This is a genomic window from Pseudoduganella sp. R-43, from assembly GCF_049913255.1.
In the GTDB taxonomy this organism is placed as follows: domain Bacteria; phylum Pseudomonadota; class Gammaproteobacteria; order Burkholderiales; family Burkholderiaceae_D; genus Rugamonas.
In genome coordinates this window covers 1066768-1091510 of the sequence record NZ_CP183988.1, presented here as the reverse complement: position 1 = coordinate 1091510, position 24743 = coordinate 1066768, and the positions used below count along the sequence as shown (strand labels likewise).

At 65.0% G+C, this 24743-nt stretch carries 20 protein-coding genes; 10 read left to right on the top strand and 10 right to left on the bottom strand.

What is annotated here, in order from left to right; translation table 11 throughout:
* The first annotated feature begins 114 nt into the window (after positions 1-114).
* Positions 115-1983, top strand: coding sequence for a putative bifunctional diguanylate cyclase/phosphodiesterase (locus ACN9M3_RS05085; protein ID WP_426320938.1), 1869 nt, complete (start codon positions 115-117; stop codon positions 1981-1983).
* Here ACN9M3_RS05085 and pepN read toward each other — a convergent pair.
* Positions 1980-4634, bottom strand: coding sequence for an aminopeptidase N (gene pepN, locus ACN9M3_RS05080; protein ID WP_426320936.1), 2655 nt, complete (start codon positions 4632-4634; stop codon positions 1980-1982). The two genes, ACN9M3_RS05085 and pepN, sit on opposite strands and share 4 nt — an antisense overlap.
* A gap of 70 nt (positions 4635-4704) precedes the next feature.
* Here pepN and ACN9M3_RS05075 point away from each other — a divergent pair, with 70 nt between their 5' ends.
* Positions 4705-5154: a GNAT family N-acetyltransferase gene (locus ACN9M3_RS05075; RefSeq protein ID WP_426168131.1), complete on the top strand. Its 450-nt coding sequence runs from the start codon at positions 4705-4707 to the stop codon at positions 5152-5154.
* The gene (locus tag ACN9M3_RS05070) at positions 5151-5471 is read left to right on the top strand and encodes a nucleotide pyrophosphohydrolase (protein WP_426320934.1); all 321 of its coding nucleotides are present in this window, start codon (positions 5151-5153) and stop codon (positions 5469-5471) included. Before ACN9M3_RS05075 ends, ACN9M3_RS05070 begins: the two co-directional genes overlap by 4 nt.
* Before the next feature lie 326 nt (positions 5472-5797).
* Here the strand turns inward: ACN9M3_RS05070 and ACN9M3_RS05065 are convergent, their stop codons facing one another.
* The 5 genes from ACN9M3_RS05065 to ACN9M3_RS05045 form a co-directional block, all read right to left on the bottom strand.
* On the bottom strand, positions 5798-6559 hold the full coding sequence (locus ACN9M3_RS05065; RefSeq protein WP_426168127.1) for a tRNA(His) guanylyltransferase Thg1 family protein: 762 nt from the start codon (positions 6557-6559) through the stop codon (positions 5798-5800).
* Positions 6549-6995, bottom strand: a complete 447-nt coding sequence (locus tag ACN9M3_RS05060; RefSeq protein WP_426168125.1) for an AAA family ATPase — start codon at positions 6993-6995, stop codon at positions 6549-6551. Before ACN9M3_RS05060 ends, ACN9M3_RS05065 begins: the two co-directional genes overlap by 11 nt.
* Positions 6995-7912 (bottom strand): alpha/beta hydrolase, encoded by a 918-nt coding sequence (locus ACN9M3_RS05055; RefSeq protein WP_426168123.1) that lies wholly within the window; start codon positions 7910-7912, stop codon positions 6995-6997. Before ACN9M3_RS05055 ends, ACN9M3_RS05060 begins: the two co-directional genes overlap by 1 nt.
* 154 nt (positions 7913-8066) lie before the next feature.
* Positions 8067-10223 (bottom strand): DEAD/DEAH box helicase, encoded by a 2157-nt coding sequence (locus tag ACN9M3_RS05050; protein ID WP_426320931.1) that lies wholly within the window; start codon positions 10221-10223, stop codon positions 8067-8069.
* 166 nt (positions 10224-10389) lie between these two features.
* Positions 10390-11199 carry an SDR family oxidoreductase gene (locus tag ACN9M3_RS05045; protein WP_426168118.1) on the bottom strand — a complete coding sequence of 270 codons (810 nt, stop codon included), beginning with the start codon at positions 11197-11199 and terminating at the stop codon, positions 10390-10392.
* A gap of 57 nt (positions 11200-11256) precedes the next feature.
* Between ACN9M3_RS05045 and ACN9M3_RS05040 the strand changes: the two genes are divergently transcribed.
* Complete coding sequence (locus tag ACN9M3_RS05040) at positions 11257-12876, top strand: M28 family peptidase (protein WP_426320929.1); 1620 nt, start codon at positions 11257-11259, stop codon at positions 12874-12876.
* On the opposite strand, the gene ACN9M3_RS05035 is transcribed toward ACN9M3_RS05040, so the two are convergent.
* Entirely contained in the window at positions 12857-15655 is a 2799-nt protein-coding gene (locus tag ACN9M3_RS05035) for a bifunctional diguanylate cyclase/phosphodiesterase (protein WP_426168114.1), read from the bottom strand. The genes ACN9M3_RS05040 and ACN9M3_RS05035 overlap by 20 nt on opposite strands.
* A gap of 147 nt (positions 15656-15802) precedes the next feature.
* Here ACN9M3_RS05035 and ACN9M3_RS05030 point away from each other — a divergent pair, with 147 nt between their 5' ends.
* The 4 genes from ACN9M3_RS05030 (at position 15803) to ACN9M3_RS05015 (ending at position 18790) form a co-directional block, all read left to right on the top strand.
* A complete protein-coding gene (locus tag ACN9M3_RS05030; protein WP_426168112.1) occupies positions 15803-16255 on the top strand; it encodes a host attachment protein in 453 nt (150 codons plus the stop codon).
* 4 nt (positions 16256-16259) lie between these two features.
* On the top strand, positions 16260-16958 hold the full coding sequence (locus ACN9M3_RS05025; RefSeq protein ID WP_426320926.1) for a dienelactone hydrolase family protein: 699 nt from the start codon (positions 16260-16262) through the stop codon (positions 16956-16958).
* A 66-nt stretch (positions 16959-17024) separates the two neighbouring features.
* A complete protein-coding gene (locus ACN9M3_RS05020) occupies positions 17025-18284 on the top strand; it encodes a PQQ-dependent sugar dehydrogenase (protein ID WP_426168108.1) in 1260 nt (419 codons plus the stop codon).
* Positions 18285-18346: 62 nt separating this feature from the next.
* Complete coding sequence (locus ACN9M3_RS05015; RefSeq protein ID WP_426168106.1) at positions 18347-18790, top strand: thioesterase family protein; 444 nt, start codon at positions 18347-18349, stop codon at positions 18788-18790.
* 9 nt (positions 18791-18799) lie between these two features.
* Here the strand turns inward: ACN9M3_RS05015 and ACN9M3_RS05010 are convergent, their stop codons facing one another.
* From ACN9M3_RS05010 to ACN9M3_RS05000, 3 genes are all read right to left on the bottom strand, one after another.
* Positions 18800-19303, bottom strand: a complete 504-nt coding sequence (locus ACN9M3_RS05010; protein WP_426320924.1) for a DUF3016 domain-containing protein — start codon at positions 19301-19303, stop codon at positions 18800-18802.
* Positions 19304-19453: 150 nt separating this feature from the next.
* Positions 19454-21637, bottom strand: coding sequence for a PhoX family protein (locus ACN9M3_RS05005; RefSeq protein WP_426320922.1), 2184 nt, complete (start codon positions 21635-21637; stop codon positions 19454-19456).
* A gap of 108 nt (positions 21638-21745) precedes the next feature.
* Positions 21746-22234, bottom strand: coding sequence for a GNAT family N-acetyltransferase (locus tag ACN9M3_RS05000; RefSeq protein ID WP_426320920.1), 489 nt, complete (start codon positions 22232-22234; stop codon positions 21746-21748).
* Between the two features lie 55 nt (positions 22235-22289).
* Here ACN9M3_RS05000 and ACN9M3_RS04995 point away from each other — a divergent pair, with 55 nt between their 5' ends.
* A complete protein-coding gene (locus ACN9M3_RS04995) occupies positions 22290-23078 on the top strand; it encodes a DNA-formamidopyrimidine glycosylase family protein (protein WP_426320918.1) in 789 nt (262 codons plus the stop codon).
* A gap of 112 nt (positions 23079-23190) precedes the next feature.
* Positions 23191-24696 carry a DUF3369 domain-containing protein gene (locus tag ACN9M3_RS04990; protein ID WP_426168096.1) on the top strand — a complete coding sequence of 502 codons (1506 nt, stop codon included), beginning with the start codon at positions 23191-23193 and terminating at the stop codon, positions 24694-24696.
* Positions 24697-24743: the final 47 nt, after the last annotated feature.

The window sequence follows — 24743 nt, the reverse complement described above, 5'->3', positions numbered from 1 at the left end:
ATTTTATAAGAAAGGCATGCCAGAAAAACTATCAAATAGTCACGCTGAGGCTGCCGTGACACAAGCCGCCATTGGGCGTACCATCAAGGTTCCGAAGAGCAAGGAAGCTAGCCCATGGCTGCCCCCGACCAGATCACCCACTGGCGCGAAAAAATCTTTGCCCGCCTGGTCCAGATTGTGCTGGTACTGGGCCTGGCCACGGCCATTCCAAGCATCGTGCAATCGCTGCGCGAAGGGCTGTGGGGCGTGGTGGTGGTCGACGCGGTTGCGCTGTCCTGGCTGACTGCCCTGTGGCGGCTGCAGGAAGTAGTGTCCTACCCGGTGCGCGCCATGCAGTTCCTGCTGATTACCTTCGCGGTCGGCGTGGCGCTGATGCTGCAGGTCGGTCCCGTGGCGCACACCTACCTGCTGGCGGTGCCCTGCCTGGCCGCGCTGCTGGTGGGCCTGAAGCCGGCCATCTGGCTGCTGCTGGCCGGCGCCGTCGCCATCGTGCTGACCGGCTTTGCGCCGCCGCCCGATCCGGCAGCCGTCGGCCTGTCCGACGACGCCGCCTTGCGCGCTTCGATCGTGGCGCTCAATTACCTGTTCATTGCCGGCATCCTCACCCTGAGCTGCGGCGTGCTGCTGCGCCACCTGGCGCGCTCGCTGGCCGAAGGCGAGCAACTGGCGTTCTACGACCCGCTGACCGGGCTGCCGAACCGGCGCCTGTTGCTGGACCGCCTGGCCGGGCTGTTGGCCAGTTCCGAGCGCCAGCAGGTGTTCAGCGCCGTGATGTTTGTCGACCTCGACCGCTTCAAGACCATCAACGATGCGCGCGGCCATGCCACCGGCGACCATTTGCTGCGGCTGGCCGCGCAGCGCCTGTCGGAAGCGGTGCGCAAGAGCGACACCGTGGCGCGCATCGGCGGCGACGAATTCGTGGTGCTGCTGGCGCACCTGGCGCCCGACCTGGCCGCGGCCGGCAATGCGGCGCAAGCGGTAGCGGAAAAGATCCGCGCCGCGCTGGCGCAGGAGTTCGAGATTGCCGGCCAGGGCTACGGCTGCTCGGCCAGCATCGGCGTCACGCTGCTGCCACGGTACGGCCAGCAGGCCGACGACCTGCTGCGCGAGGCCGATACCGCGATGTACCGCGCCAAGGGCGCCGGCCGCAACGGCATTGCCTTCTTCGAAGCGGCCATGCAGGCCGAAGTCGAGCGGCGCCTGACGCTGGAGCGCGAGCTGGGCCAGGCCATCGAGCAGGACCGCCTGCACGTGGTGTTCCAGCCGCAGTTCGATTGCCAGGGGCGGCTGCACGGCGCCGAATTGCTGATGCGCTGGGAGCGCGACGAGGGCGGCATGGTGTCGCCGGCCATCTTCATCCCGCTGGCGGAAGAAGCGGGCCTGATCGTGCCGCTCGGGCTATGGGCCTTGAAGCAGGCCTGCCTGGCGCAGCAGCGCATGTCGGTGCTGGGCCTGTCCTTGCCGCTGTCGGTCAACGTCAGCCCGCAGCAGTTCCGCCAGGCCGACTTCGTGCAGCAGGTGCGCACGATCTTGCGGGAGCACGGCATGGAACCGGCGCTATTGATCCTGGAGGTGACGGAAGGCCTGCTGGTGGAGAAAATGGATGAAATCGTGGCGCGCATGAACGAGCTGGCCGAGCTCGGGGTGCGCTTTTCCATCGACGATTTCGGCACCGGCTATTCCAGCCTGGCCTACCTGAAGCGCATGCCGCTGTATGAGCTGAAGATCGACCGCAGCTTCATCATGGACATGCCGGACGACGCCAGCGACGTGGTGATCGTGCAGACCATCCTGGCCATGGCCGGCCAGATGGGCTTGCGGGTAGTGGCGGAAGGGGTGGAGACGCAGGCCCAGGCCGACTTCCTGGCGGCCCACGGCTGCCATGCACTGCAAGGCTACCTGCTGGGCCGTCCGGCGCCGCTGCCGGCGCTGCTCGACCTGCTGGCTGCGCAGGCCGAGCTCTCCACCGGGGCTGCCGTCTAGTTGAGCTTCACCGTCAGGGCCTTGCGGATCGCCACGCAGCGCTGGTCTTCCTGGTGCGCCACCAGCAGCGAGCGGCGGGTGCCGGCGCTCAGGCCGGGGTTGGCAGCTGCGGTATCGGCCAGGCGCTGCACGCTCTGCGCCGTGCAGGTGGCCGGGATCATGGCACCTGCATAGTCGCGCATGAAGACCGGGCCGGCCGACTTGTCCAGCACGGGCAACTGGGCCAGGCGCGCCGCAGCGCTCTGCTCATTGAGCGCCACCTGCGAGGAAGGATACAGCGCATGCATCGCGGTGCGGATGCGCGAGAACGGCAGCTTGGTCTGCGTGTCGCCGATCCTGGCCAGCCATTCCTGCTTCACCTTGGCATCCGGGCGTGCGGCCTGGGCTGCCACGGCAGCCAGCTCGCCGCTGTCGGATTTGTCCTTGGCCTGCTCGGCGGCGATGCGCGCCTCGGCGCCCGGATAATCCTTGCGGTTCAGGACAGCGATCATGTCCCAGCGCAGGTCCTGGCTCAGGGTCAGGCCGGCCAGCTTTTCGCGGCCGTCCAGCATGGCGGCGATGCGCTCCAGCGAATCCTTGCTGCCGGCAGTGCCAAGGTAGGCGCCGAACCAGCGGCGCTGGAAGTCGCCCTTGCTGGCCTTGGCCTGCAGCCACGCCATCTTTTCCAGGCGCCCTACCACGGTGCGCGTGTAGGCGCCGTCGGCCGACATGGTGCGCAGGTAGCGGATCGACTGGGCCATCTTGCCCAGCACGTCGCCCAGCAGCACGTAGTCCTTTTCCTGCGGCGCGTTGACCAGCACCGTGTCGAGGAATTCGTTGAGCGGCAGCGCGCCGTCGCGCACGTTGTCCCACATGCTGTGCCACAGCATGGTGCGCAGCAGCTTGTCTTCCACCTTGCTCACGTCCTGGCGCGCGGTGGCAAAGGAGCGGGTATCGAGCTTGGCTTTCACGAAGCCCCAGTCCTGGTAGTTCGGGTAGACCAGGTCCGGGCAAGCCGCGCCCTTCAGCTCCGGCACGTCCGTCTTGGCGCCCTTGTAGGTCACCGGCAGCACCTTGGCAATATCCAGCTGCTTGCCCTGCTTCTGCATCAGGGCCAGTTGCACACGCTGTTCACGCAGGGTCGGGAATTGCGCCACGGCCGTTTGCTGCAGGCTGAAGGCGTCGATCTTGCCGGCCTTGCAGCTGTAGTTGGCGGTGATGGTGTTCACGCCCGGTTGGTACAGCCAGTCCTGGGTCCACTGGCCCAGGTCGCGGCCGGCCGCTTCGGCCAGGCTGCCGATGAAGTCATCGAGTCTGGCGTTACTGAACTGGTACTTGACCAGGTAGTTGTGCACGCCCTTGCGGAAGGTCTCTTCGCCCAGCAGGTGGCGCAACTGCTTCAGGGTCGAGGCGCCTTTCGAGTAGGTGATGGCGTCGATGTTGTCGAAGGCGTTGGCAGTCGACGGCACCGGGGTTTCGATCGGGTGGGTGGTGACGCGCTGGTCCTGCACGTAGGCGTCCGACTTGCCCTGCGAATAGAAGTACTGCCAGGCGGAGTCCTTGTATTCGGTGGCTTCGGCGGTAGCCAGGGTGCCCATGAAGGAGGCGAAGCTCTCGTTCAGCCACAGGCCGTTCCACCACTGCATGGTGACCAGGTCGCCGAACCACTGGTGCGCCATTTCGTGCATGATGACGCTGGCCAGGTCGTGCTTCTCGGCGCTGGTCATCTTGTCCTTGTGAAGGAAGGAGTGTTCGGCGAAGGTGACCGCGCCGGCGTTTTCCATCGCCCCATACAGGAAGTCCGGCACCAGCAGCTGGTCATATTTTCCGTACTGGTAAGGAATGCCGAAGTAGTCGTCAAACCAGGCCAGGCCTTGTTTCGTGTATTCGAACCACGGCGCCGGGTCGACCTGGTCGGCCACCGACTGGCGCGCGAACAGGCGCATCGGGTACTTGGCGCTGGTAGCGTCTTCCCACACCTTGTACGGACCGGCGTGCATGGAGAAGTTGTAAGGGCTGAGGATCTTGGAGACAGGGAAGGTCCAGCGCTTGCCGTTGGCTACGTCTTCCACTTTGGATTCGCGCGTGGTGGACACCACGGTCCAGTCGGCAGGCGCGGTGACGTTGACCTGGTAGGTGGCCTTCAGGTCCGGCTGATCGAACAGCGCGAACATCTGGTGCGCGGCGGCCGGTTCAAAGTGCGAGTAGGTGTAGACGCGGCCATCGACCGGGTCGACCATGCGGTGCAGGCCCTCGCCATTGGTGCTGTGCTTGCGCTCGAATTCCACGGTAACGCTGTTGCGGCCTGCCTTCAGGTCGGCGGCGGCCAGCGTGATGAACCAGTTGTTGTACTGCGGCGCGGCGACCTGCTTGCCATTGACCACCAGGCGCTTGATGGTGGCCTTGTCCAGGTCCAGCGTCAGCGGCTGCGCGTTGTCTTTGAGGTCGAAAGCGACGGTGGTGGTGTTGCTGAAGCTTTCCTGGCCGGTCAGCGTGAAGTCGAGGACATAAGCGACATTGGACACGCGCGCCGAGCGGGCGGCAGCATCGACCTGGCTCAGGTAAGGGTTTTCAGCGCGCGGGGTAATGGCGCTATTGTCGGCCGCGATGCCGCTGGTGGCGACAAGAGCACTGACTGCCAGTGTAATGGCATGAGGAACTAGCGATTTCATGGTTATCCTTAGACATGTCTCGCCCCGGACCGACCCCGGTCAGGTGGCGCAGGGATGATACCATTGGGCGATGGACATCAAACTCGAGACCCCCAACCAGCCCGAAGTCGTGGCCCTGATCGACCTGCTGGATGCTTACCAGCTGTCGCTGTATCCACCGGAAAGCGTGTATGCGCTCGACATGAATTCGCTGCTGCAGCCGAATGTGCTGTTTGCCGTGGCGCGCAATCTCGACGGCGCTGCGGTGGGCTGCGGCGCCATCGTGGTGACGCCGGAGTACGGGGAAGTAAAGCGCATGTTCGTGCATCCGTCCGCGCGCGGCCAGGGCGTGGCGCAGCGCCTGCTCGGGATGCTGGAAACGGAAGCGCTGGCGCGCGGCTGCCGCCAGTTCATGCTGGAGACCGGGCCTTCGCAGCCGGAAGCGATCGGTTTGTATGAGCGCCTGGGCTACCGTGTGCGCGGGCCATATGGCGATTACCGCGACGATCCTTTGAGCGTGTTCATGGAGAAAACGGCGTGAGCGACTCGTTGCAGGACCTGCGCGAGCGCACCCGTGCCTTTGCCGCTGCGCGCGACTGGGAGCAGTACCACACGCCAAAGAACCTGGCGATGGCGCTGTCGGTGGAAGTGGCAGAACTAGCCGAACATTTCCAGTGGCTGCCAACCGGCCGCGCCGGCGAACTGGCCGATGGCCAGCATGAGGCGATCCGCCATGAGCTGGCCGACGTGCTGCTTTACCTGGTGCAGATCGCCGACAAGCTCGATGTCGACCTGCACGCGGCGGCGTTGGAAAAGATCGAGCTCAATGCCATTAAGTACCCAACGCCAAAGAGTTGACCGGCCACAGCGACTACAGCGGCTACTCGCGCATTGACTGCGCCAGTGCCGCTTAATCGTGCTCAAGATGACTCGACGGCACTCAGAGCAAAAACGAGCAGCAAACGAGCAAAAATATGCAGCGAACGAGCTAAAACGTGCATTGAACGAGCAACTTTGAGCAATGAATGAGCAGCGATAAGCAGCATTGAGCTGCTTTGCGAACAAAGTTGACCGGCCTCGGAATTGAGAGGAGCCCATCAGAGTCGTCCGATTGTTCGCAAGGGCTTAGAACCGAGGGGGCGGCGGAAGTTCCGCCTGAGCTCAAAAAATGCCAGGCTGGCGGATCATGCGCCTTCAATCAGGTTTGCGACGAAGGCGCTGTACTCGTCGCGCATCGGGAGTTCAAGGTCCGTCACAATTGCGCGGCGGTGCGACACGACCGGCACATTGTCCTTCGGGTTGAAACCCGCTTTCTCTTCGACGCCCCAATACAGGCCTACGCCGCGCTTCTGCCAGTTCGGCAGTTCGTTGAAATTGATCCCGCGGCTAAACAGCAGCTCGTTTTTGTCCGCGAGCGATTTGCCGGCAATCGTTGCGGCGGCGCTGTTCGGCTCCACGCCTTCCTTGCGCAGCATCCAATAGCAGTGGGCGTTCAATGCGTTGCGGTGCGCATCTTCGTTACGCCAGCGGAAGTAGTCGACCACCAGGCGCTTGGTGGGCAGTTCCGAAATCCGGCAATCGAAGGCGCCCAACTGCCCCAGCATCAGGCTGAATTTGGCGGACGCTTCACCGGCGAGGATAGAGTTGTATTTCCGGGTCTTGCGGCCGAAGACATTGATGTCCGGGTCGAACAGCAGGGAGATTTCGTCGCTCTCGGTGTAACCGTAGATGACCTTGAAACCGCAGTTCATCAAATGCCTGGTGGTTTCGATCATCAAGTCGCGGAAGCGGACATCGAACGGGGCCTCAAAGCCGGCAAGCTCCTTGGTCAGGCGCGTAAAACTGCGGCCGTCGATCCTCGCGACCATATAGATGCCCGGCAGGACGCACTGGTCATGCGCGGTTTCATACACCCGCATTGATTCGTCGAGTTCATCAAACTTCACTAATCCATTCCTTTACAACACGTTCTCCGTCAATCCAGTCGACGTAGAACAGTTCATCAATGCCTTCCTCGCGCGCCGGGATTTCCAGCCGCTTGTGAGTGCTGAAGATGCCGACCTGCGGTATGCATTCGGCCCCTTGTCGCTGGCCGTTCCATTCAAGCGACCGGTCAAGGTCGCTCTTGAAGTAATAACACCTGATGCAATAGCCGTGCTCCTTCAGCATCGCGATATAGCGCGCCCGCACTTCCCTGCTGACATTCGTGTTATCGATCACCAGCGGCATTCCAGTATCGAAGCAAAGCGCGAACATCAGTTTTTCCCTGTTCTTCGTTTTCAGCAAATCGTTACTGATGCGGACGTGGGAATTGAAGAAGTGCTCTTTATAAAAGGTCGATTTGCCGGAGGCCTGGATGCCGACAAACATGATCGCTTCCATCAGAATCCCAGCGCCTTGCGGATCTGTGCATTGACGATTCCCCAGGCTTTCGAGTCGGCCGAGACTTCGTCGTAGTGGCTGCCGCCTGGCAGAACCAGCACCTCCGCTGAGTCGCCCGCAGCCTTGGCGCGACGGGCGTAGTTTTCTCCAGTAACGGCCGGCGAAATATCGTCATGCTCGCCGTGGATCAGGATCGTGTTCACTCCGGCCGGAAGCATTTCAGCCGGCGAGGTGTCGGCGAAAACGTCGGGGCGCGAAGCGCTCGGCAGGCCGGCAATCTGAGCGGTCTCGCGATCGCAGGTGCGCCGGATCAGGGCGGCTTCGTTGCGCAGGTCGGCCAGGCCGCCGAGGCTGATGACGGTGTTGATCTTCAGCGGCTGCGGCGCCCAGGCAGGGCTCCACTCGGGCAGCTTGTGGCGTGAGACCGCCCACTGTGCAAGGTGGCCGCCGGCGGAATGGCCGACTGCGACGATGCGGCTCAGGTCCAGGGCACTGGACTTGGCTTCGTGCTTCAGCAAGTCCACAGCGGTGGCCACGTCCTGGTACATGCCGGGATAGCCGCCGCCGTCTTCATCGTAGCGGCGGTATTCCACGTTCCAGACCGCGATGCCTTGCCGGGTCAGCGCGCCCGCCATATTGCGCATCTGCTCGATGCCGCCGAAGTGCACAGTCCAGCAGCCACCGTGGATCAGTACGACGACGGGGTGCGGGCCGGGGCCTGCCGGCTTGAACAGCTCAACGTACTGGCTTGGCGAGGGGCCGTACATAACTCGCTTGTCCGGCGCGGGCCCCTTCAGCGCGAGGTAATCCTGCAAGTCCATGGGCTTGGTGACCACGGCGTCGGCCGGCGCAGCGGACGCACCGACAGCGGCGGCACCCACGGCGGCGCACAGGGAATGGCGGATCAGTTTGTGCATGGCTATCTCGGTGAAGTCCGGAACAGCCAGCAGCATAGCTTGTGGATGGCCAATTCGGCAACAAGCCTGGTTGACGCCGCTATTGTCGGCGCGGTTCAGGGGCTCCAGAGAAGGGGGCCAGGCGACTCGCCAGGCCCGGTCGTTTCGACGTGGATCAGCGCTTCGGCTTGGCTACCGGCTTTTTCGGCGGGGTGTGCTTGCCTGACATCGGCGGCATGGCGTCGGCCAGCGACATTTTCAGCTGCTTGCCGCCGACCCAGACTTTGCGCAGGTGCTTGAAGATGTCGTCCGGCATGCCGTCCGGCATCTCGACGAAGGCATGGTCTTCGAGGATTTCGATGCGACCGATGAAGCGCGACTCGAGGCCGCTCTCATTGGCGATGGCGCCAACCAGATTGCCGGCATTGACGCCATCCCCCGAACCGACTTCCACGCGGTAGGCGCGCATTGGCATTGGCGCACCCTCGCCTGCCGCGGCCTTGTCCTTCTTCTTGCGCTTGGGTGCTTCCTCGAACATCGGCTCGTCGTCATCGGCGCGTTCGGACAGCGGTGGCGCGGCGCGTTCCGGGCGCTCGGCGCGCTCAGGCTTGGCTGCGCGTGGCGCCTTGGCGGCTGGCGCCGGTGGCGGCGTTTCGCCGTCGCGGTGAATGCGCAATGCCTGGCCTGCAACGCGCAGCGCGGCAATCGCATCGATGTCGCCCGGCAGCAGGTCGGCCGGCATGTCCAGCAGCGAGTAGTCGTCGTAGATTTCAATGCGGCCGATGAACTTGGAATCGATGCCGCCTTCGTTGGCGATGGCGCCGACGATGTTGCCCGGCTTGACGCCGTGCTGGTAGCCCACTTCCACGCGGTAGGTCGCCATGCCCTGCTCCGGCTCGCGCTCGATGCGCTCCTTCTTCGGACGCGGCTCACGTGGCTCACGCGGTTCACGCGGCTCGCGGCCCTGGCCCTGGCCTTCCTGGCGTGGCGCGCCGTCTTCATGCCAGCCTTTTTCGCGCGACTTGTCCAGCAGCAACGGCTTGCCACCGCAGGCCATCATTGCCAGCGCGGCTGCCACCTCCACCGCCGGGATATTGTGTTCTGCCTCATATTCGCGCACCAGGTTTTCGAAGAAGGACAGGCCTTCCTGCGCCAGGGTGTCGGTGATCTGGTCCTTGAACTTGCTGATGCGGACGTCGTTGACCGCCTGCAGCGTCGGCAACGTCATCGGCGTGACCGGCTGGCGCGTCGTGCGCTCGATCAGTTTCAACAGGTTGCGCTCGCGCGGCGTGATGAACAGGATCGCCTCGCCGCTGCGGCCCGCGCGGCCGGTGCGGCCGATGCGGTGGGTGTAGCTTTCCGGGTCGTACGGCACGTCGTAGTTGACCACGTGCGAAATGCGCTCCACGTCCAGGCCGCGCGCGGCAACGTCGGTGGCGACCAGGATGTCGATCTTGCCGTCCTTGAGCTGGCCGATGATGCGCTCGCGCGCCGCCTGCTGCATGTCGCCGTTGATGGCGCCGGCCGAGAAGCCGCGCGCCTGCAGGCGCTCAGCCAGTTCCTCGGTGCCGATCTTGGTGCGCGAGAAGATGATCATGCCGTCGAACGGCTCCGCTTCCAGGATGCGGGTCAACGCGTCCAGCTTGTGCATGCCGGACACCAGCCAGTAGCGCTGGCGGATATTGGTGTTGGTGGTGGTCTTGGCCGCCACCATCACTTCGGCCGGGTCGTTCAGGTAGGTGGTGGCGATGCGTTTGACCTGGGCCGGCATGGTGGCCGAGAACAGCGCGGTCTGGCGCGAGTCAGGGGTCTCCTGCAGGATGCGCTCGACGTCCTCGATGAAGCCCATGCGCAGCATCTCGTCCGCTTCGTCCAGCACCAGGGTTTTCAGCTGCGACAGGTCGAGCGAGCCCTTTTCCAGGTGGTCGATGACGCGGCCAGGGGTGCCGACCACCACGTGCACGCCGCGGCGCAGCGCCTGCAACTGCGGGCCGTAGGACTGGCCGCCGTAGATCGGCAGCACGTGGAATTTCGGGATGTGGGTGGCGTAGCGCTGGAAGGCTTCGGCTACCTGGATCGCCAGTTCGCGGGTCGGCGCCAGCACCAGCGCCTGCGGCGCGGCCTGCTTGATGTCGATCCGCGACAAGATCGGCAGCGCAAAAGCGGCGGTCTTGCCGGTGCCGGTTTGCGCGGTGCCCAGCACGTCGCGGTTTTCCAGCAGGTACGGGATGGTGGAGGCCTGGATCGGAGACGGGGTCTCGTAGCCTACTTCTTTCAGCGCCTTCAAAATGGGGGCGCTGAGGTTCAAATCGGTAAACAGGGTGTCAGACATGGCGGCACTCGTGAGGTTATTGTTGTATCGCCTGATGCGACGGAAAGCGCTATTTTACCCTTTTAAACCGGCACCCCGGTGTCCGACCCACAGGGTCAGACACCAACACGCGGCCGCCGCAGGCCAGGTGTCTGACCCTGCGGGTCAGACACCGCTTTGCCGGTTTTCAGGTGTGCGGCTTCACATCATCCTTCAGCGCATTCAGGGCCATTTTCTCGATCAGCCCCGGCGCCAGCAGCTTGAGCCAGCGTCCCAGCTTGCCCTTGGCCGTCATCACCACCTCGCGCCGGCGGCCCGCCATCCCATCGATAATCAGCTGCGCGCATTCAGCCACCGGCATCGCATCGTCCTCGCGCAGGCTGCTCCTGCCCAGTTCCCCGCCGGCAGCGTTATAACCTCGATAACGGATCTGGGTATCCACCACGCCCGGATAGGCGGTGGTCACGCTGACGCCATGCTGCTTCATTTCCGCCCGCAGTGCCTCGAAGAAGCCCGCCATGGCGAATTTGGTGGCGCCGTAGGCCGTGCGCCCCGGCACGCCAACCAGCCCGGCCAGCGACGACACGGCCACGATCCTGCCCTGCGACGCCTTCAGGTATGGCAGCGCGGCGTGGGTGCACCAGATGGCGCCCCACAGGTTCACTTTCATCAGGTCTTCATACCAGCCCAGGTCCGTCACGTCCTCGAACAGGGCGTGGGCCGAGCGGCCGGCGTTGTTGACCAGGGCGTCGATGCGGCCGAAGCGTTCCACCGCGGCAGCTACCAGGTGGCGGCACTGGTCCTGCTGCGCCACGTCGGTGGCCGCCACCAGCGTTGCCGCGCCGGCGCCGCCGCAGTCGGCAGCCACCGCCTGCAGGGCGGCCTCGTTGCGCGCGGCCAGCACCAGTGCCACATCCTTGCCGCGCGTGCGCGCCAGCTGGCGCGCCATTTCTGCTCCGATGCCGTCGGATGCGCCGGTGATGATAATGACTTCCATGTATCTCCTTTGTTTCGACGCCGGGAATGCGCTCCATTATGGGGTAAGATCCCCGCCATGCATACCAAGTACCTGATCCCTGCCAGCCTGCTGCTGGCGGCCGCTTCTGCCGCAGCGCAGCAAGCGCCAACCGTCAAGGAAGCGCCGCTGCGCGCCCACCTTTCCTTCCTCGCCGACGACCTGCTCGAGGGCCGCGGCACCGGCCAGCGCGGCGGCGACCTGGCAGTGCGCTACCTGGAGACCCAGGCCGCGGCCATCGGCCTGCAGCCGCTGGCCGACGGCTCCTATCGCCAGCCGGTGAGGTTCCAGGGCACCCGCCTGCAGCCCGGCAGTTCGATCACATTCTCTGCCGGCGCCAGCACCCTGAAGCCGCGCCTGGGCGAGGACGTCCTGATCGGCACCGGCAGCGGCCGCGCCGAAGTGATATTCGATGCGCCGCTGGTGTTCGTCGGCTACGGCGCCATCGCGCCGGAGGAAAACTGGAACGACTACAAGGACGCCGACGTCAAGGGCAAGATCCTGGTCATGATGGTCAACGACCCGCAGCCCACCGCCGAAGAACCGAACCGCTTTGCCGGCAAAGGCTACACCTATTACGGCCGCTGGATGTACAAGTACGAAGAAGCGGTGCGCCGCGGCGCCGCCGGCGCGCTGCTGATCCACACCACGCCATCGGCCGCCTATGGCTGGAACGTCCCCGCCACCAGCTTCTCGCTGGAACGCTTCCATGCGCCCGGCGGCGGCAACCTGGTTGAAGGCTGGCTGTCCGAAGACTACACGCGCACCCTGTTCAGGGCTGCCGGCTTCGAGCTGGACGCCCTGCGCGCCGCCGCCGAACGCCGCGACTTCCGCCCGGTGGTCCTGAACATCAGCGCCCACAGCGAAATCCGCTCCAGCGTGCGCCAGGTCGAGCAGTTCAACGTGGTCGGCATCGTGCCCGGCAGCGACCCGACACTGAGGGACCAGGCGGTGGTCTATTCCGCGCACTGGGACCATCTGGGCAAGGCCGACGGCCCGGCCGACGGCACGGACCGCATCTACAACGGCGCCATCGACAACGGTTCCGGCGCCGCCGCCCTGCTGGCGATGGCTGCCGCCGCGGTGCAGAAACCGGCCAAGCGCTCGCAAGTCTTCCTGTGGCCGGCCGCCGAGGAAGTGGGCATGCACGGCGCGCAGGCCTACGTCGCCAACCCGGCCTTCCCGCTCAAGCGCACGCTGGCCGACCTGAACCTCGATTCGATGAATTTTGCCGGCCGCACCAGGGACATCGGCGTGGCCGGCGCCGAGCGCAGCTCGCTGCATGACAGCGCGGCCAAGGTGGCCAGGCAGATGGGCCTGAAACTGGCGCCGCCGATCCCCGACCTGTCGGGCGCCTACTTCCGCGCCGACCACTTCCAGTTCGCCAAGGCGGGCGTGCCGGCCTTTAACGTCGGTTCCGCCGTGTTCTCCGGCGACGGCCACTTCGAGTTCGAGCATGCGCACGATGCCTCGGCCGCCAGCATCGTCGCCTTCAAGCGCGACTACCACAGCGTCAAGGACGAATACCATGCCAGCTGGGATTTGTCGGGCATGGTGCAGCAAGCCCAGTTCACCCTGAACCTGGGCTATGAAGTCGCCAACGGCAAGGCCATGCCGGCCTGGAAGAAAGGCGACCCGTTCAGCTTTGTGAAGCGCTAGCCGCCGCTTCATCCTGCTGCAGCAGGGCGAGGAAGCCTTCGGCCGGCAGCGGCCGGCCGAAGAAGTAGCCCTGCATGTGGCGGCAGCCATGGCGGCGCAGGAAGTCCAGCTGTTCCTGCGTCTCCACCCCTTCCGAGATCACTTCCAGCCCCAGGTTGCGGGCCAGCGCGATGATGGTGGTGACGATGGCGGCATCGTCGGGATCGACCGTCAGGTCGCGCACGAAGGTCTGGTCGATCTTCAGCACGTCGATCTCGAAGCGCTTCAGGTGCGCCAGCGAGGAATAGCCGGTGCCGAAGTCGTCGATCGCCAGCTTCACGCCCAGCTTCTTCAATGCGTGCATGACGGCCATGGCGTGCGCCACGTCGTTCATCACGGCGCTCTCGGTCAGTTCCAGCTCCAGGCAGTGCGGCGCCAGGCCGGTATCGGCCAGCACCTCCGCCACGCCCTGCACGAAGTCCGGCTCTGCCAGCTGGCGCGCCGAGACGTTGACGGCGATGCGCAAGTGCTTGCGCCCGTCGCGCTGCCAGTCGCGCAGCTGGCGGCAGGCGGTGCGCAGCACCCAGTGGCCGACGGCCAGGATCTGGCCGGTCTCCTCCGCCAGCGGGATGAAGCGGTTGGGCGCCACCATGCCCATTTCCGGATGGCGCCAGCGGATCAGCGCCTCCATGCCCATGATGCGGCCGCTGGCGCAGTCGACCTGGGGCTGGTAATGCAGCTCGAACTCGCGCCGCTCCAGCGCCGTGCGCAGCGCGCTTTCGATGCGCAGCCGCTCGCCCAGGCGCTCGTTCAGGGCCGCGGTGTAGAACTGGTACTGGTTGCCGCCCATTTCCTTGGCGCGGAACATGGCGATGTCGGCCCGCTCGGCCAGCACGCCGGGTTCCTTGCTGTCGGTCGGGAACACGGCGATGCCGGCGCTGGCGGTCAGGAACAGCTCGGTGCCATCGAGCACCAGCGGCGCCGCCAGGCTGTCCAGCACGCGCTGCAGCTGTTCGGCGCGCGGCGCCAGGCCGCCCCGTTCCGGTAACAGCAGCAGCGCAAACTCGTCCCCGCCCAGGCGCGCCACCGTGTCGACCGGCCGCACGGCCGCCTGCAGCCGCGCCGCCACGATCTGCAGCAGGCGGTCGCCGCCCTTGTGGCCCAGGCGGCTGTTGGTGAACTTGAAGCGATCAAGGTCGATCGACACCAGCCACAGTTCATGCCCCTTGCGCCCCGAGTGCTGGATGGTCTGCGCCAGCCGGTCCTGCAGCAGCACGCGGTTGGGCAGGCCGGTCAGCGCATCGTGGGTCGAGCGGTGTTCCAGCTCCGACTCATAGGCCTTGATGGCGGTGATGTCGTGCTGGATCGAGATGAAGTTGACCACCACGCCGTGCTCGTCGCGCACCGGCGACAGCACCACGTCGTTCCAGTACTGGGTGCCGTCCTTGCGGTAGCAGCGCAGCACCGCGTGGCCGTCGCGCTGCTCGCGGATCGCCGCCCGCAGCTCGTCGATGCCGGGCTGGTCGAGGTCATCGCCAAACAGCACGCGCGGGCTGCGGCCCAGCGCTTCCTGCGCGCGGTAGCCGGTGATGCGTTCATACGCCGGGTTCACGTACACGATCGGGTTGTGCGGTTCGGCCGCCGTGATCATCACCGCATTGGTGCTCGACTCGATGGCGCGCTGGCGCAGCAGCAAGGCCTGGTTGGCCGCCTTCAGTTCCGCCGTGCGCGTGGCCACGCGCTGCTGGATCAGCAGCTTGCGGCGCTTGAGCGAATCGATGAAGGCCGAGCCGATCAGGGTAATCAGCACGCCCAGCGCCAGCGTGGACAGCGAAGCCAGGTGCTCGCTGGCCAGGATGCGCGCGCCGGGCGTGGCCACCATCAGCCAGCGCGAGCCCGCCACGTCGAGCGCCAGCTGCAGCGGCGCCGTGCGGGCCGGGTACAGCCAGGCCGGCAGGGACAGGCCGCCGTGCGATGGGGCCGGCGCCGCGTCGTACACCAGGGCGACCGGATCGGGTTCGGCGCTGGCATACACCTGCAGGTCGAGCGCGCCGGCGTCTGGCCCGGCGCTGGCGAAGATCTTCTCGATCATTGCGCCCGGCTGCAAGGTCAGGGCCGTCTCGCCGACCACCGTGCCGCCCGGCGCGGCGCCGGCGTACAAGGGCATCGCCACCACCACGCCAAGGCGCTGGCGCGCGCCGTCGCGCTGCGCCAGTTGCACCAGCGGCCCGGCCGCCGGGGCGCCGCTGGCATAGGCGCGCTGGCGCGCGCCGTCGTCGCGGCCGGGAAACAGGGTATCGAGGCCGAGCGCCGCCTCGTTGCCGGCCAGCGGTTCGATGTAGTCGATCACCCGGTAGCGCGGCCGCACGGCGGCCGGCTGCGCTGCGCCGGCGCGCAGCTCGCGCACCGTGGCGCCGGGCTGCAGCGCCTGCAGACCGGCCTCGAAGGCCGGCCGTTCGGCGTGCTCGATGTAGCGCAGGTAGCTGATGCCCAGCACATAGGGCCGGCGCACCAGCAGCGGCGTGACGAAACGATGGAATTCCTCGCGGCTGGCGCCGGGGCGGGCCACGAACAGCTGGTTGACCGCATGCAGGCTGGCCAGGGCGCTGCCGATGCCCTCGCGCAGCACGAAAGCGCGCGCCTGCACGCGCTGCTCGAAAGCCAGTTGCGCGCGCTGCGCTTCCAGCCGGCTGACGCCGGCAAACAGGACGCCGGTCAGGCCGAAGCCGCACAGCAGCGCCAGCACCGCCGTGCGCGTGCGGAACGGTTGCCGTGATGCTGCGCTGATCGGATCGTCCATCGTGTCCCTGCCTTCGCTTTGCCAGCTTACCATTGTCGCACGGTCGGCCATTTAATGCCATATGGAAACATTTTCCGCCCGGCTCACGCGCGCCAAGCGCTGCGGCAGCGGCCTATACTGGGCTGCCCACACCACGAGGAGGCGACCATGGAAAACACCTGGATCGTCGTGGCTGACAGCAGCCACGCCCGCATCTTCCAATTGCGCGACGGCCAGTTGCCGGCCGAAGAGATCGAAGACCTGGCCAACCCGCTGGGACGCGCCGACAACCGCCAGCTGGCTTCCGACGGCCACGGCCAGTATTTCGGCCCCGAAGGGCGCGGCCACACCGCGCCGCGGGTGGAAGAACCGGTGCAGCACGAGGTGCGCCAGTTCGCGCGCGAAATCGGGCACCGGCTCGATACGGCCGCCGCCCAGGACCGCTTCCAGCACCTGGCCCTGGTGGCCGCGCCGCGCTTCCTGGGCCTGCTGCGCGACAGCCTGGACAAGCAGACCCGCAAGCTGGTCACGGCCGAAGTGGCCAAGAACGTGTCGGCCTTTGCGCGCCAGGACCTCGATGCCTGCCTGCAGGCGCTGGCCCGGCCGCAGCAAGGCGGCTAAGGCCATGGACCTCAGCACGCAATGGGTCACGGTGCAGGGCCCGGACGGCGCCTTCGACGCCTTCCTGGCCCTGCCGCGCAGCGGCCACGGCCCCGCCCTGCTCTTGCTGCAGGAAATCTTCGGCGTCAACGCCCACATCCGCGCGGTGGCCGAGCAATATGCGGCCGACGGCTATGTAGTGCTGGCGCCCGACCTGTTCTGGCGCCAGGGCAAGCGCCTGGAGTTCGGCTATGACGAGGCGGACTGGGGCCGCGCCGCCCAGTGCATGCAGCGCACCGACGTGGCGCAGGCCCAGGCCGACATCGGCGCTGCCGCGGCTGCACTGCGCGCCACGCCCGGCGCCGCAGGCCGGCTGGCCGCGCTGGGCTATTGCTGGGGCGGCCGCATGGCCTACCTGGCCCTGGCCAATGACCACGCCGAGCATGCGGTCGCCTACTACGGCGGCGGCATCCAGCATTGCCTGGAGCGCGCCGACGACATCCGCGCGCCGCTGCTGCTGCACTTTGGCGGGCGCGACGCCCACATCCCGCTGGAGGCCGTGCGCCAGGTGGCCGAGCGTTTCGGCGCGCGCGAACAGGTTGAAATCCACCTCTACCCGGACGCCGAACACGGCTTCAACTGCAACCACCGCAACAGCTACCACCAGCCCAGCGCCGCCGAAGCGCATGGCCACACCCTGCTGTTTTTAAGTGAAAACCAGTAAGTGCGTTCCCGCACAGATGGCGCAGTTGGGCAGTCCTAAAGTTGGCTGCTAACCCAACCGGAGGAAATGATGGCTGATGACCTGAATTCCCGGCCCGCGCCTGCGGCCCTCGCTGTGTCCCCGGCCAGCACGCTGGCTGCAACCTTGATGGCCGCGCTGCTGGCAGCTTGCGGTGGCGGCGGCGGTGGCAGTTCGCCCCCCGTGACGCAACCGGCGCCACCGCCGCCGGAACCGCCGAAGCCGGCCTTCGCGCTGGCCGTGAAGGAAGTGGCAAGCGGCCTCAGCACTCCCCTGTTGCTGACCGCACCGGCTGGCGATGCGCGCCGCTTCATTGTCGAGCGCCCGGGCCGCATCCGCATCCTCGGCAGCGACGGCACGCTGCGCAGCACGCCGTTCCTCGACTTGACCGGCCTGCTCAGCACGGACGGCGAAGGCGGCCTGCTGTCGATGGCCTTCCATCCGAACTACGCCCAGACCGGCCGCTTCTACATCTATTACACGGACAAGTTCAGCAACATCGCCATCGACGAAGTGAAAGTCTCGGCCGATGCCAACGTGGCCGACGCCAACTCGCTCAAGCGCATCATCACCATCCCGCACCCGACGTACACCAACCACATGGGCGGCATGCTGGCCTTCGGCGCCGACGGCTACCTGTATGCCGGCACCGGCGACGGCGGCGGCGCTGGCGACCCGAGCGGCAATGCGCAAAACCTCGACTCCCTGCTGGGCAAGCTGCTGCGCCTGAAGGTGGACGACGTGGTGGCGCCGCTGTATAACGTGCCGGCCGACAATCCCTTTGTCGGCCAAGCCGGCAAGCGCGGCGAAATCTGGGCCTACGGCTTGCGCAACCCTTGGCGCTTCGCCTTCGACAACACGACATCGTCGCTGTACATTGCCGACGTCGGCCAGGCCTTGAAGGAGGAAGTCGACGTGGTGGCGGCCGGCGCCAAGGCAGTCAACTACGGCTGGAACACCATGGAAGGGACCAGTTGCTACAACGCCAGCACCTGTTCCCAGCAAGGACTGACCCTGCCCGTCTTCGAGTACGACCACGGCAGCAACAATGCCAACGGCTGTTCGATCACCGGCGGCTTTGTCTACCGCGGCACGGCCTTGCCGGAACTGGCCGGCCGCTACCTCTATTCGGATTATTGCAAGGGCTTCCTGAAGAGCTTCCTGTATAGCAACGGCGCAGTCAGCGAAGCGAAAGACTGGGCGGTGGGCGATATCGGCCAGGTCCCGGCCTTCGGCCAGGATGCCGCGGGCGAGCTGTACATGCTGAGCGAATCCGGCAAGGTGTACCAGATCATCCGCAAACCGTAAGGACCGGTCCCGGTGGCGAAGGCGCGCTACAATGGGCGCTTTCCCACCAGCCCGCGAAAGACATGGCCAGACTGACGCTTGCGTTCCCGGAAGACCAATTCTGCTTTTCGACCCAGCTGACGGTCCGCGTGACCGACATCAACGGCGCCAACCACCTCGGCAACGACTCGATGATTTCCATGATCTCGGAAGCGCGGGCGCGCTTCCTGTTCGAGTTCGGCGTGCAGGAAACGGAAGCCGACGGCACCGGCATCATCGTCACCGACCTGGCCACCACCTACCGCGCCGAAGCGCACGCGCGCGACCAGCTGCTGTTCGAGGTAGGCGTGATGGATTTCAACAAGTATGGCGGCGACGTCATCTTCCGCATCACCCGTCCGGCCGATGGCACGCTGGTTGCCATGGCCAAGCAAGGCTTCGTGTTCTACCACTACCGCCACAGCCAGGTGGTGCCGATGCCGGACGACTTCCGCGCCAAGTTCAGCCGCGTGAACTGGATCGACTGAGCGGCAACATTACTTGCTGCTGAGCTGGGTCGGTGCGCCGAACGTTTTCTTGAACCAATCGTCGACCATCGGCTTTTCATACCGCAGCGAATCACCGCCCGCGTAACGGTTCAGGCCGTCCAGGTACATCATGTTGCTGAGGCGGTCGGTGCCGCTGGCAAGCACCTTGCCATCCTGTTGCAGCGTATATTGCAATTCCATGGTCGGCCAGTCGGCCCCGCCGCGCAGGATGCGCAAGTCGTGCAGGGAACGGCGGCGCGGCTCGACGCGGCCGGCCAGGTCGATGTCGGTCACGGTGATCGACAATTGCTGGTTGGCCGGCAATTGCCTGGCCAGGGATTCGAAATGGGTAGTCAATTCCTTCAGCACCTGGTCACGGTCCTGTTCCCAGAACGGCACGTCCGTGAATTTGTCCGGGTCCTGGTACTTGACGGTCACCCCGCCTGCCGAGGCGGCGCCAGCCGCCGCCAGCAGCAGGGCAGCGGCGATCCAGAAGCGAGTTTGGCGTTTCATGATGGGTTTCCTTTCCTAGATAAGCTTCAATATACTCCTCGCCCCCGCCCCTGCTGTCATTGAAACAATTCCTGACAAAAAAAACGGGCCGGATACGTCCGGCCCAGAATAAATGGGGACGTACCCCATTTTTCAGACAACTTTTTACAATCAGCTACCGATGCGCCCGCCGTCGTTCTTGGTGATGGCGATGGTGGCCGAACGCGGACGCTTGCCCACGCCGTAGCCGGCATTGCTTGGCCATTGGCTGGTGTATTTGGCCGGGTCGGCGATATTGGCGTTGGCCGTGCCCTCACCCGGGTGCTGGATGTTGACGAACAGCGTCTTGCCATCCGGCGTTTCGGTGATGCCGGTCAGTTCGCAGTCGACCGGGCCGACCAGGAAGCGCTTCAGCGTGTCGGCAGTCGGGGTCTTGCCGACGAAGGTGTCGACATTGGTGGCGCCGTACGCCAGCGTGACTTTCTTGCCGTCGCCCACCTGGCCTGGCAGGCCGGCCAGCATCATGCAGTTGGTGACATCGGTATAGGCGCCGTCGTCGGTCTGGATCCAGCAGATGCCGGTGGAGCGCGAGAAGGCCAGGCCGTCCGGGCTGGAGAAGTCCTGGTCGGCAGTCAGGCTGGACAGGTTGACCAGGCTTGGGTTGGCATCGGACTGGGCGCCGAACAGGTAGACGTCCCAGGTAAAGGCGGCGGAAGCGTTGCCGTCTTTTTCCTTGACGCGCAGGATGTGGCCATTGACGTTGCCGGTCTGCCTGGACGTGCCCTTCATGTCTTCATAGGTGCGCGGGTTCGGGCCGTCCGGTGCGGTACGGGCGCTGTTGTTGGTGAGGGTGAAGTAGACCTCGCCATTGGCCGGGTTGACCGAGCACCATTCCGGGCGGTCCATCTTGGTGGCGCCCACGGCGTCGGCCGCCAGGCGGGCGTTGACCAGCACGTCGGCCTGGTCGGCGAACTTATAGGTCGTGTAAGCGGCGATGGCGGCATTGCTGATGTTCAGCTCGATCCAGGAACCGCTGCCGTCGGCAGCAAACTTGGCCACGAACAGCTTGCCTGAATCCAGGTATTTGTCGCCAGTGGCCAGCAGGTCGGCCGGCGCAGCGTCGGCCTCGCTCCAGGTGGCGGTGGAGACGAATTTGTAGATGTACTCGTTGCGCGAATCGTCGCCCATGTACACGGCCAGCGGCTGGCCGGCCACGGTCTTTCCGAAGGCGGCGCTTTCGTGGGCGTAGCGGCCCAGCGCGGTGCGCTTGCGCAGATTCTTGCCCTTGTTGTACGGATCGGCTTCCACGATATAGCCCATGCCGTTCATTTCGTTGCGGTAGTCGTCGCTGCCATCGAGCGAAGCACCGAGCTTGGAGTTGTTCCAGCGCGCGTACTTGTCGTCGGCGCCGCCCGATTCCCAGCCGTGGCGCGAAGCGGCGCCCTGGCTGCGTCCGTAGCGCTTGAGCGCGGCGACGCTCTTGTCGTTGCCGCGCGCGGCATCGTCGGTAGCGCTGCGGGTGAAGTAGCCGCTCCAGTTTTCTTCGCCGGAGACGAAGGAACCCCATGGGGTGCGGCCGGTGCCGCAGTTGTTCAGGGTGCCGCGGATCTTGCTGCCGTCCGGCGAGTACTTGGTCTTCACCAGGGCATTGCCTTTCACCGGGCCGCTGAGGTCGCAGTCAGTCAGGCAGGTGACGCGGCGGTTGAATGCCGAATCCTTGACGTATTCCCATTTGCCTGCGTTCTTGCGCACTTCCACCACGGAGATGCCGTGCAGCGAAGTTTCGCGGTCGATTTCCGCGGCCGGGCGCGGCAGGGTGTTGGTGCCGCCATTGGCGTGGATGAAGAAGGATGCCAGCTTTTCGTTAGTGGTCGCTTCGTGATTGATGGCCAGCAGGCCGCGGTCGTTGCCGCTGGCAGAAGGTTTGCCGGCACTGTCCAGGCCGAAGAATTCCATGCCGTCGTGGTGGTCGCCGGCGCGGTTCTCGAAGTCGGCATCGCTGCCATCGTTCTTGAAGGCCGTGGCGGAAGCGGTCAACGGATCGCCCAGTGCATAGATGACGGTGGCGGTGTAGCCGGCCGGCACGGTGACCAGGTCGGCCAGGCTCTTGCCCACGGCCGCAAAGCCCAGCAGCTTTTCAACCGGCGCCGGCGTTTCCGGCTTGGTGACCACCGGTGCATCGTCGCCGCCGCCGCAGGCGGTCAGGGTGGCAGAACCCATCATCACGGAGATGGCCGACGCTACCGAACCGCGCAGCAGGTTGCGGCGGCTGATGCGCTTGTCGAGAATTTCGCTGAAGTGCTCGTTCGGGGTATCGTTGTAGCCGATATCGTCGTGATCGATTTTGTTTTCCATGACGCTTTCCAAAAGTGGGGGAGTTGAAACTGCCCGCCATTCTAGGAAGCGAAAATGACAACATTGTGACTAGCCGATTGCGCGCCGCAAACGAAAGAGGCGGCCGGTTCAGCTTTCGCCCGCCCGCCATTCCATCTTCTGCAGCTGGATATGCGGGTGGCTTGCCAGCGCATCCCACTGCGGCAGGAACTGGAAGCCGAGCTTCCGGTACAAGGCTGCGGCACGTTCGTTCTCGGGCGACACCTCGAGCACCACGCGCTGGTGGCCTTGTGCTTGCGCGTGCTGCTTCATTGCAGCGACCAGCGCCGCCGCCGCGCCACCGCCGCGGTGTGCCGGCTTGACCCACATCGCGATCACGCTGAACTCCTGCGCTTGACTCAGGACACCACCGATCATGCCGACCGGCATGCCGCCGTCGAAGGCCAGCAGATAGGCCGCCGGCCCGCGCCCCGCGGCACGGTCCTGCCACTGGCTATCCGGGTTGGCAGCGGCGCTGGCGTGCGTCACGCCAAAGGCAGTTGGCGCATCAAGCAGCGCAGCAAGGCGCAGCTCCTTGAGGGTGGTCCAGTCGTGTTCGGTCGTAGGTCGGATCAGCATGCAGCGAGTATAGCAATTGTGCGTGTGCGCACGGCGCCGCCGCGCTGGAGCGCCGATGCTGTCGGCAAGGAGGTGCGCCATGCCCGAAGGCCCGTCGATCGTCATCCTCAGCGAACAGGTGCGCGCGTTTGAAGGGCGCACCATTGCCTGCGCCAGCGGCAACAGCAAGGCCGTGCCGTTCGAGGAGCTGCCCGGCCAGCCGGTGCTGTCGCTGCGCAGCTGGGGCAAGCACTTCCTGATCGAATTGCCGCTGTACACGCTGCGCATCCATTTCCTGATGTTCGGCAGCTACCGCATCGACGAGCGCAAGGCAGGCGCCGAGCCGCGGCTGTCGCTGCAATTCGAAGAAGGCGGCGAGCTGAACTTCTATACCTGTTCGGTCAAGCTGGTGGAAGGGGAACTGGAGCAGGCTTACGATTGGCGCGGCGACGTGATGTCGGCGCATTGGAGTCCGCGCCTGGCGCTGAAAAAACTGCGCGACAATCCCGAGCGGCTTGTCTGCGATGTCCTGCTCGACCAGGACATCTTCGCTGGCGTTGGCAATATTATTAAAAACGAAGTATTGTTTCGTTTACACATACACCCTCTCTCCACGGTAAGTAAATTGCCACAAGGAAAGTTGCGTGAGCTGGTCAAGCAAGCGCGCCAATACAGTTTTGAGTTCAAACAATGGAAGTTGGCGTTTGAATTGAAAAAACATTGGCTGGTGCACAACCGTGCCGTGTGCCCGCGCTGTAATATCAAGCTGCACCGGGCCCATCTCGGGCTCACCCAGCGCCGTACGTTCTGGTGCGAGCGCTGTCAAAAGCGTTACGGCGACGCAGTAGATGTTGTAAAGATTTAGCTCATCCAGTATTGCCTGTTGTTAATAACAATGGGTAGGACTACAATCAATTTGATGCGCCTGAAAATTGCGCATCATCCAGGACTGTGTGTCACATTTGGAATTTGCCAATATGTCTTTCTTGTCTTCTGCTACGCCCAAACTTGCGCCGTGGCGCATCCTGCTGGTTGATGACGAACCCGATATCCACGACATCACCAAGCTCACGCTGAGCCGGTTTCGCCTGGAAGGACGCGGCCTGGCTTTCCTGCACGCATACAGCGGCGCCGAAGCGAAGGAAGTGCTGGCAAAGGAAAAAGACATCGCCCTGGTCTTCCTCGACGTCGTGATGGAGCGCGAAGACTCCGGCCTGGAAGTGGCGCGCTGGCTGCGCGAAGACCTCGACAACCAGTTCACCCGCATCGTGCTGCGCACCGGGCAACCGGGCCAGGCGCCGGAAGAACGCGTGATCGTCAATTACGACATCAACGATTACAAGGAAAAGACCGAGCTCGATCGCACCAAGCTGTTCACCACCACCTTCGCCGCCCTGCGCGCCTACCGCGACATCATGAAGGTGGAAGAAGCGCGCCAGCAGCAAATGCATTACCGCGAAGGCCTGGAACGCGTGATTGCCGCCTCGGCCCACATCTTCCAGGCACGCAACCTGAAAGACTTCGCCGACGGCTTGCTGCAGCAGGTGGTCGCGCTGCTGCGCCTGGAGCACAGCATGCTGGTGCGCCTGCGCGGCGCCAGCGCCGTCAGCGGCGAGCACGATTACGAAGTGCTGGCCCAGATCGGCCAGGACGAGGACAGCCTGCTGACGCCGGAGCTGCTGGCCCAGCTCAAGGACGCCGAGCGCAACCGCATCTCGCGCATGGCCGGCGACACCTTCGTCGGCTACTTCCCCAACAGCAGCGGCAAGGCGTCGCTGCTGGTGCTGAAGGGCGTGGACGAGATTTCCGAGATCGACCAGAAGCTGCTGGAGATTTTCTGCAGCGGGGTAGCGATCGCCTTCGACAATATCCTGCTGACGCAGGAAATCACTGACACCCAGGCCGAGCTGATCATGCGCCTGGGCGACGTGGTCGAATCGCGCTCCAACGAAGCCGGCAACCACGTGCGGCGCATGGCCGAATTCTGCCACCTGCTGGCCAGCGCTTCCGGCATGCCGGAAGATGAAACCGCCGTGCTGAAACACGCGGCGCCGATGCACGATATCGGCAAGATCGCCACGCCGGATTCGGTGCTGCTCAAACCGGGCAAGCTCGATGCGGCCGAGTGGGAAATCATGAAGCAGCATCCAACGGTCGGCCTGTCGATCCTGGACGGCTCGCAGCGCCCGATCCTGAAGGCAGCCGCCGTGATCGCCCACCAGCACCATGAAAAGTTCGACGGCAGCGGCTACCCGCAAGGGCTGAAGGGCCACGATATCCACGAGTACGCGCGGATCGTGGCCGTGTCCGACGTGTTCGACGCGCTGATGCACAAGCGCTGCTACAAGGATGCCTGGCCGGTCGAGAAAGTGGTGGAGCACATGCGCGAGGTGGCGGGCACTCACCTCGACCCGAAATTCGTCGAACTGCTGATCGCCAATATGGACAAGGCCCTCGCGATCAACGAGCGCTTCCCCGACTGAAATTCGGGGTCAGGTCTGTCATTTGGACAGCGGTGAACGACGTTTGA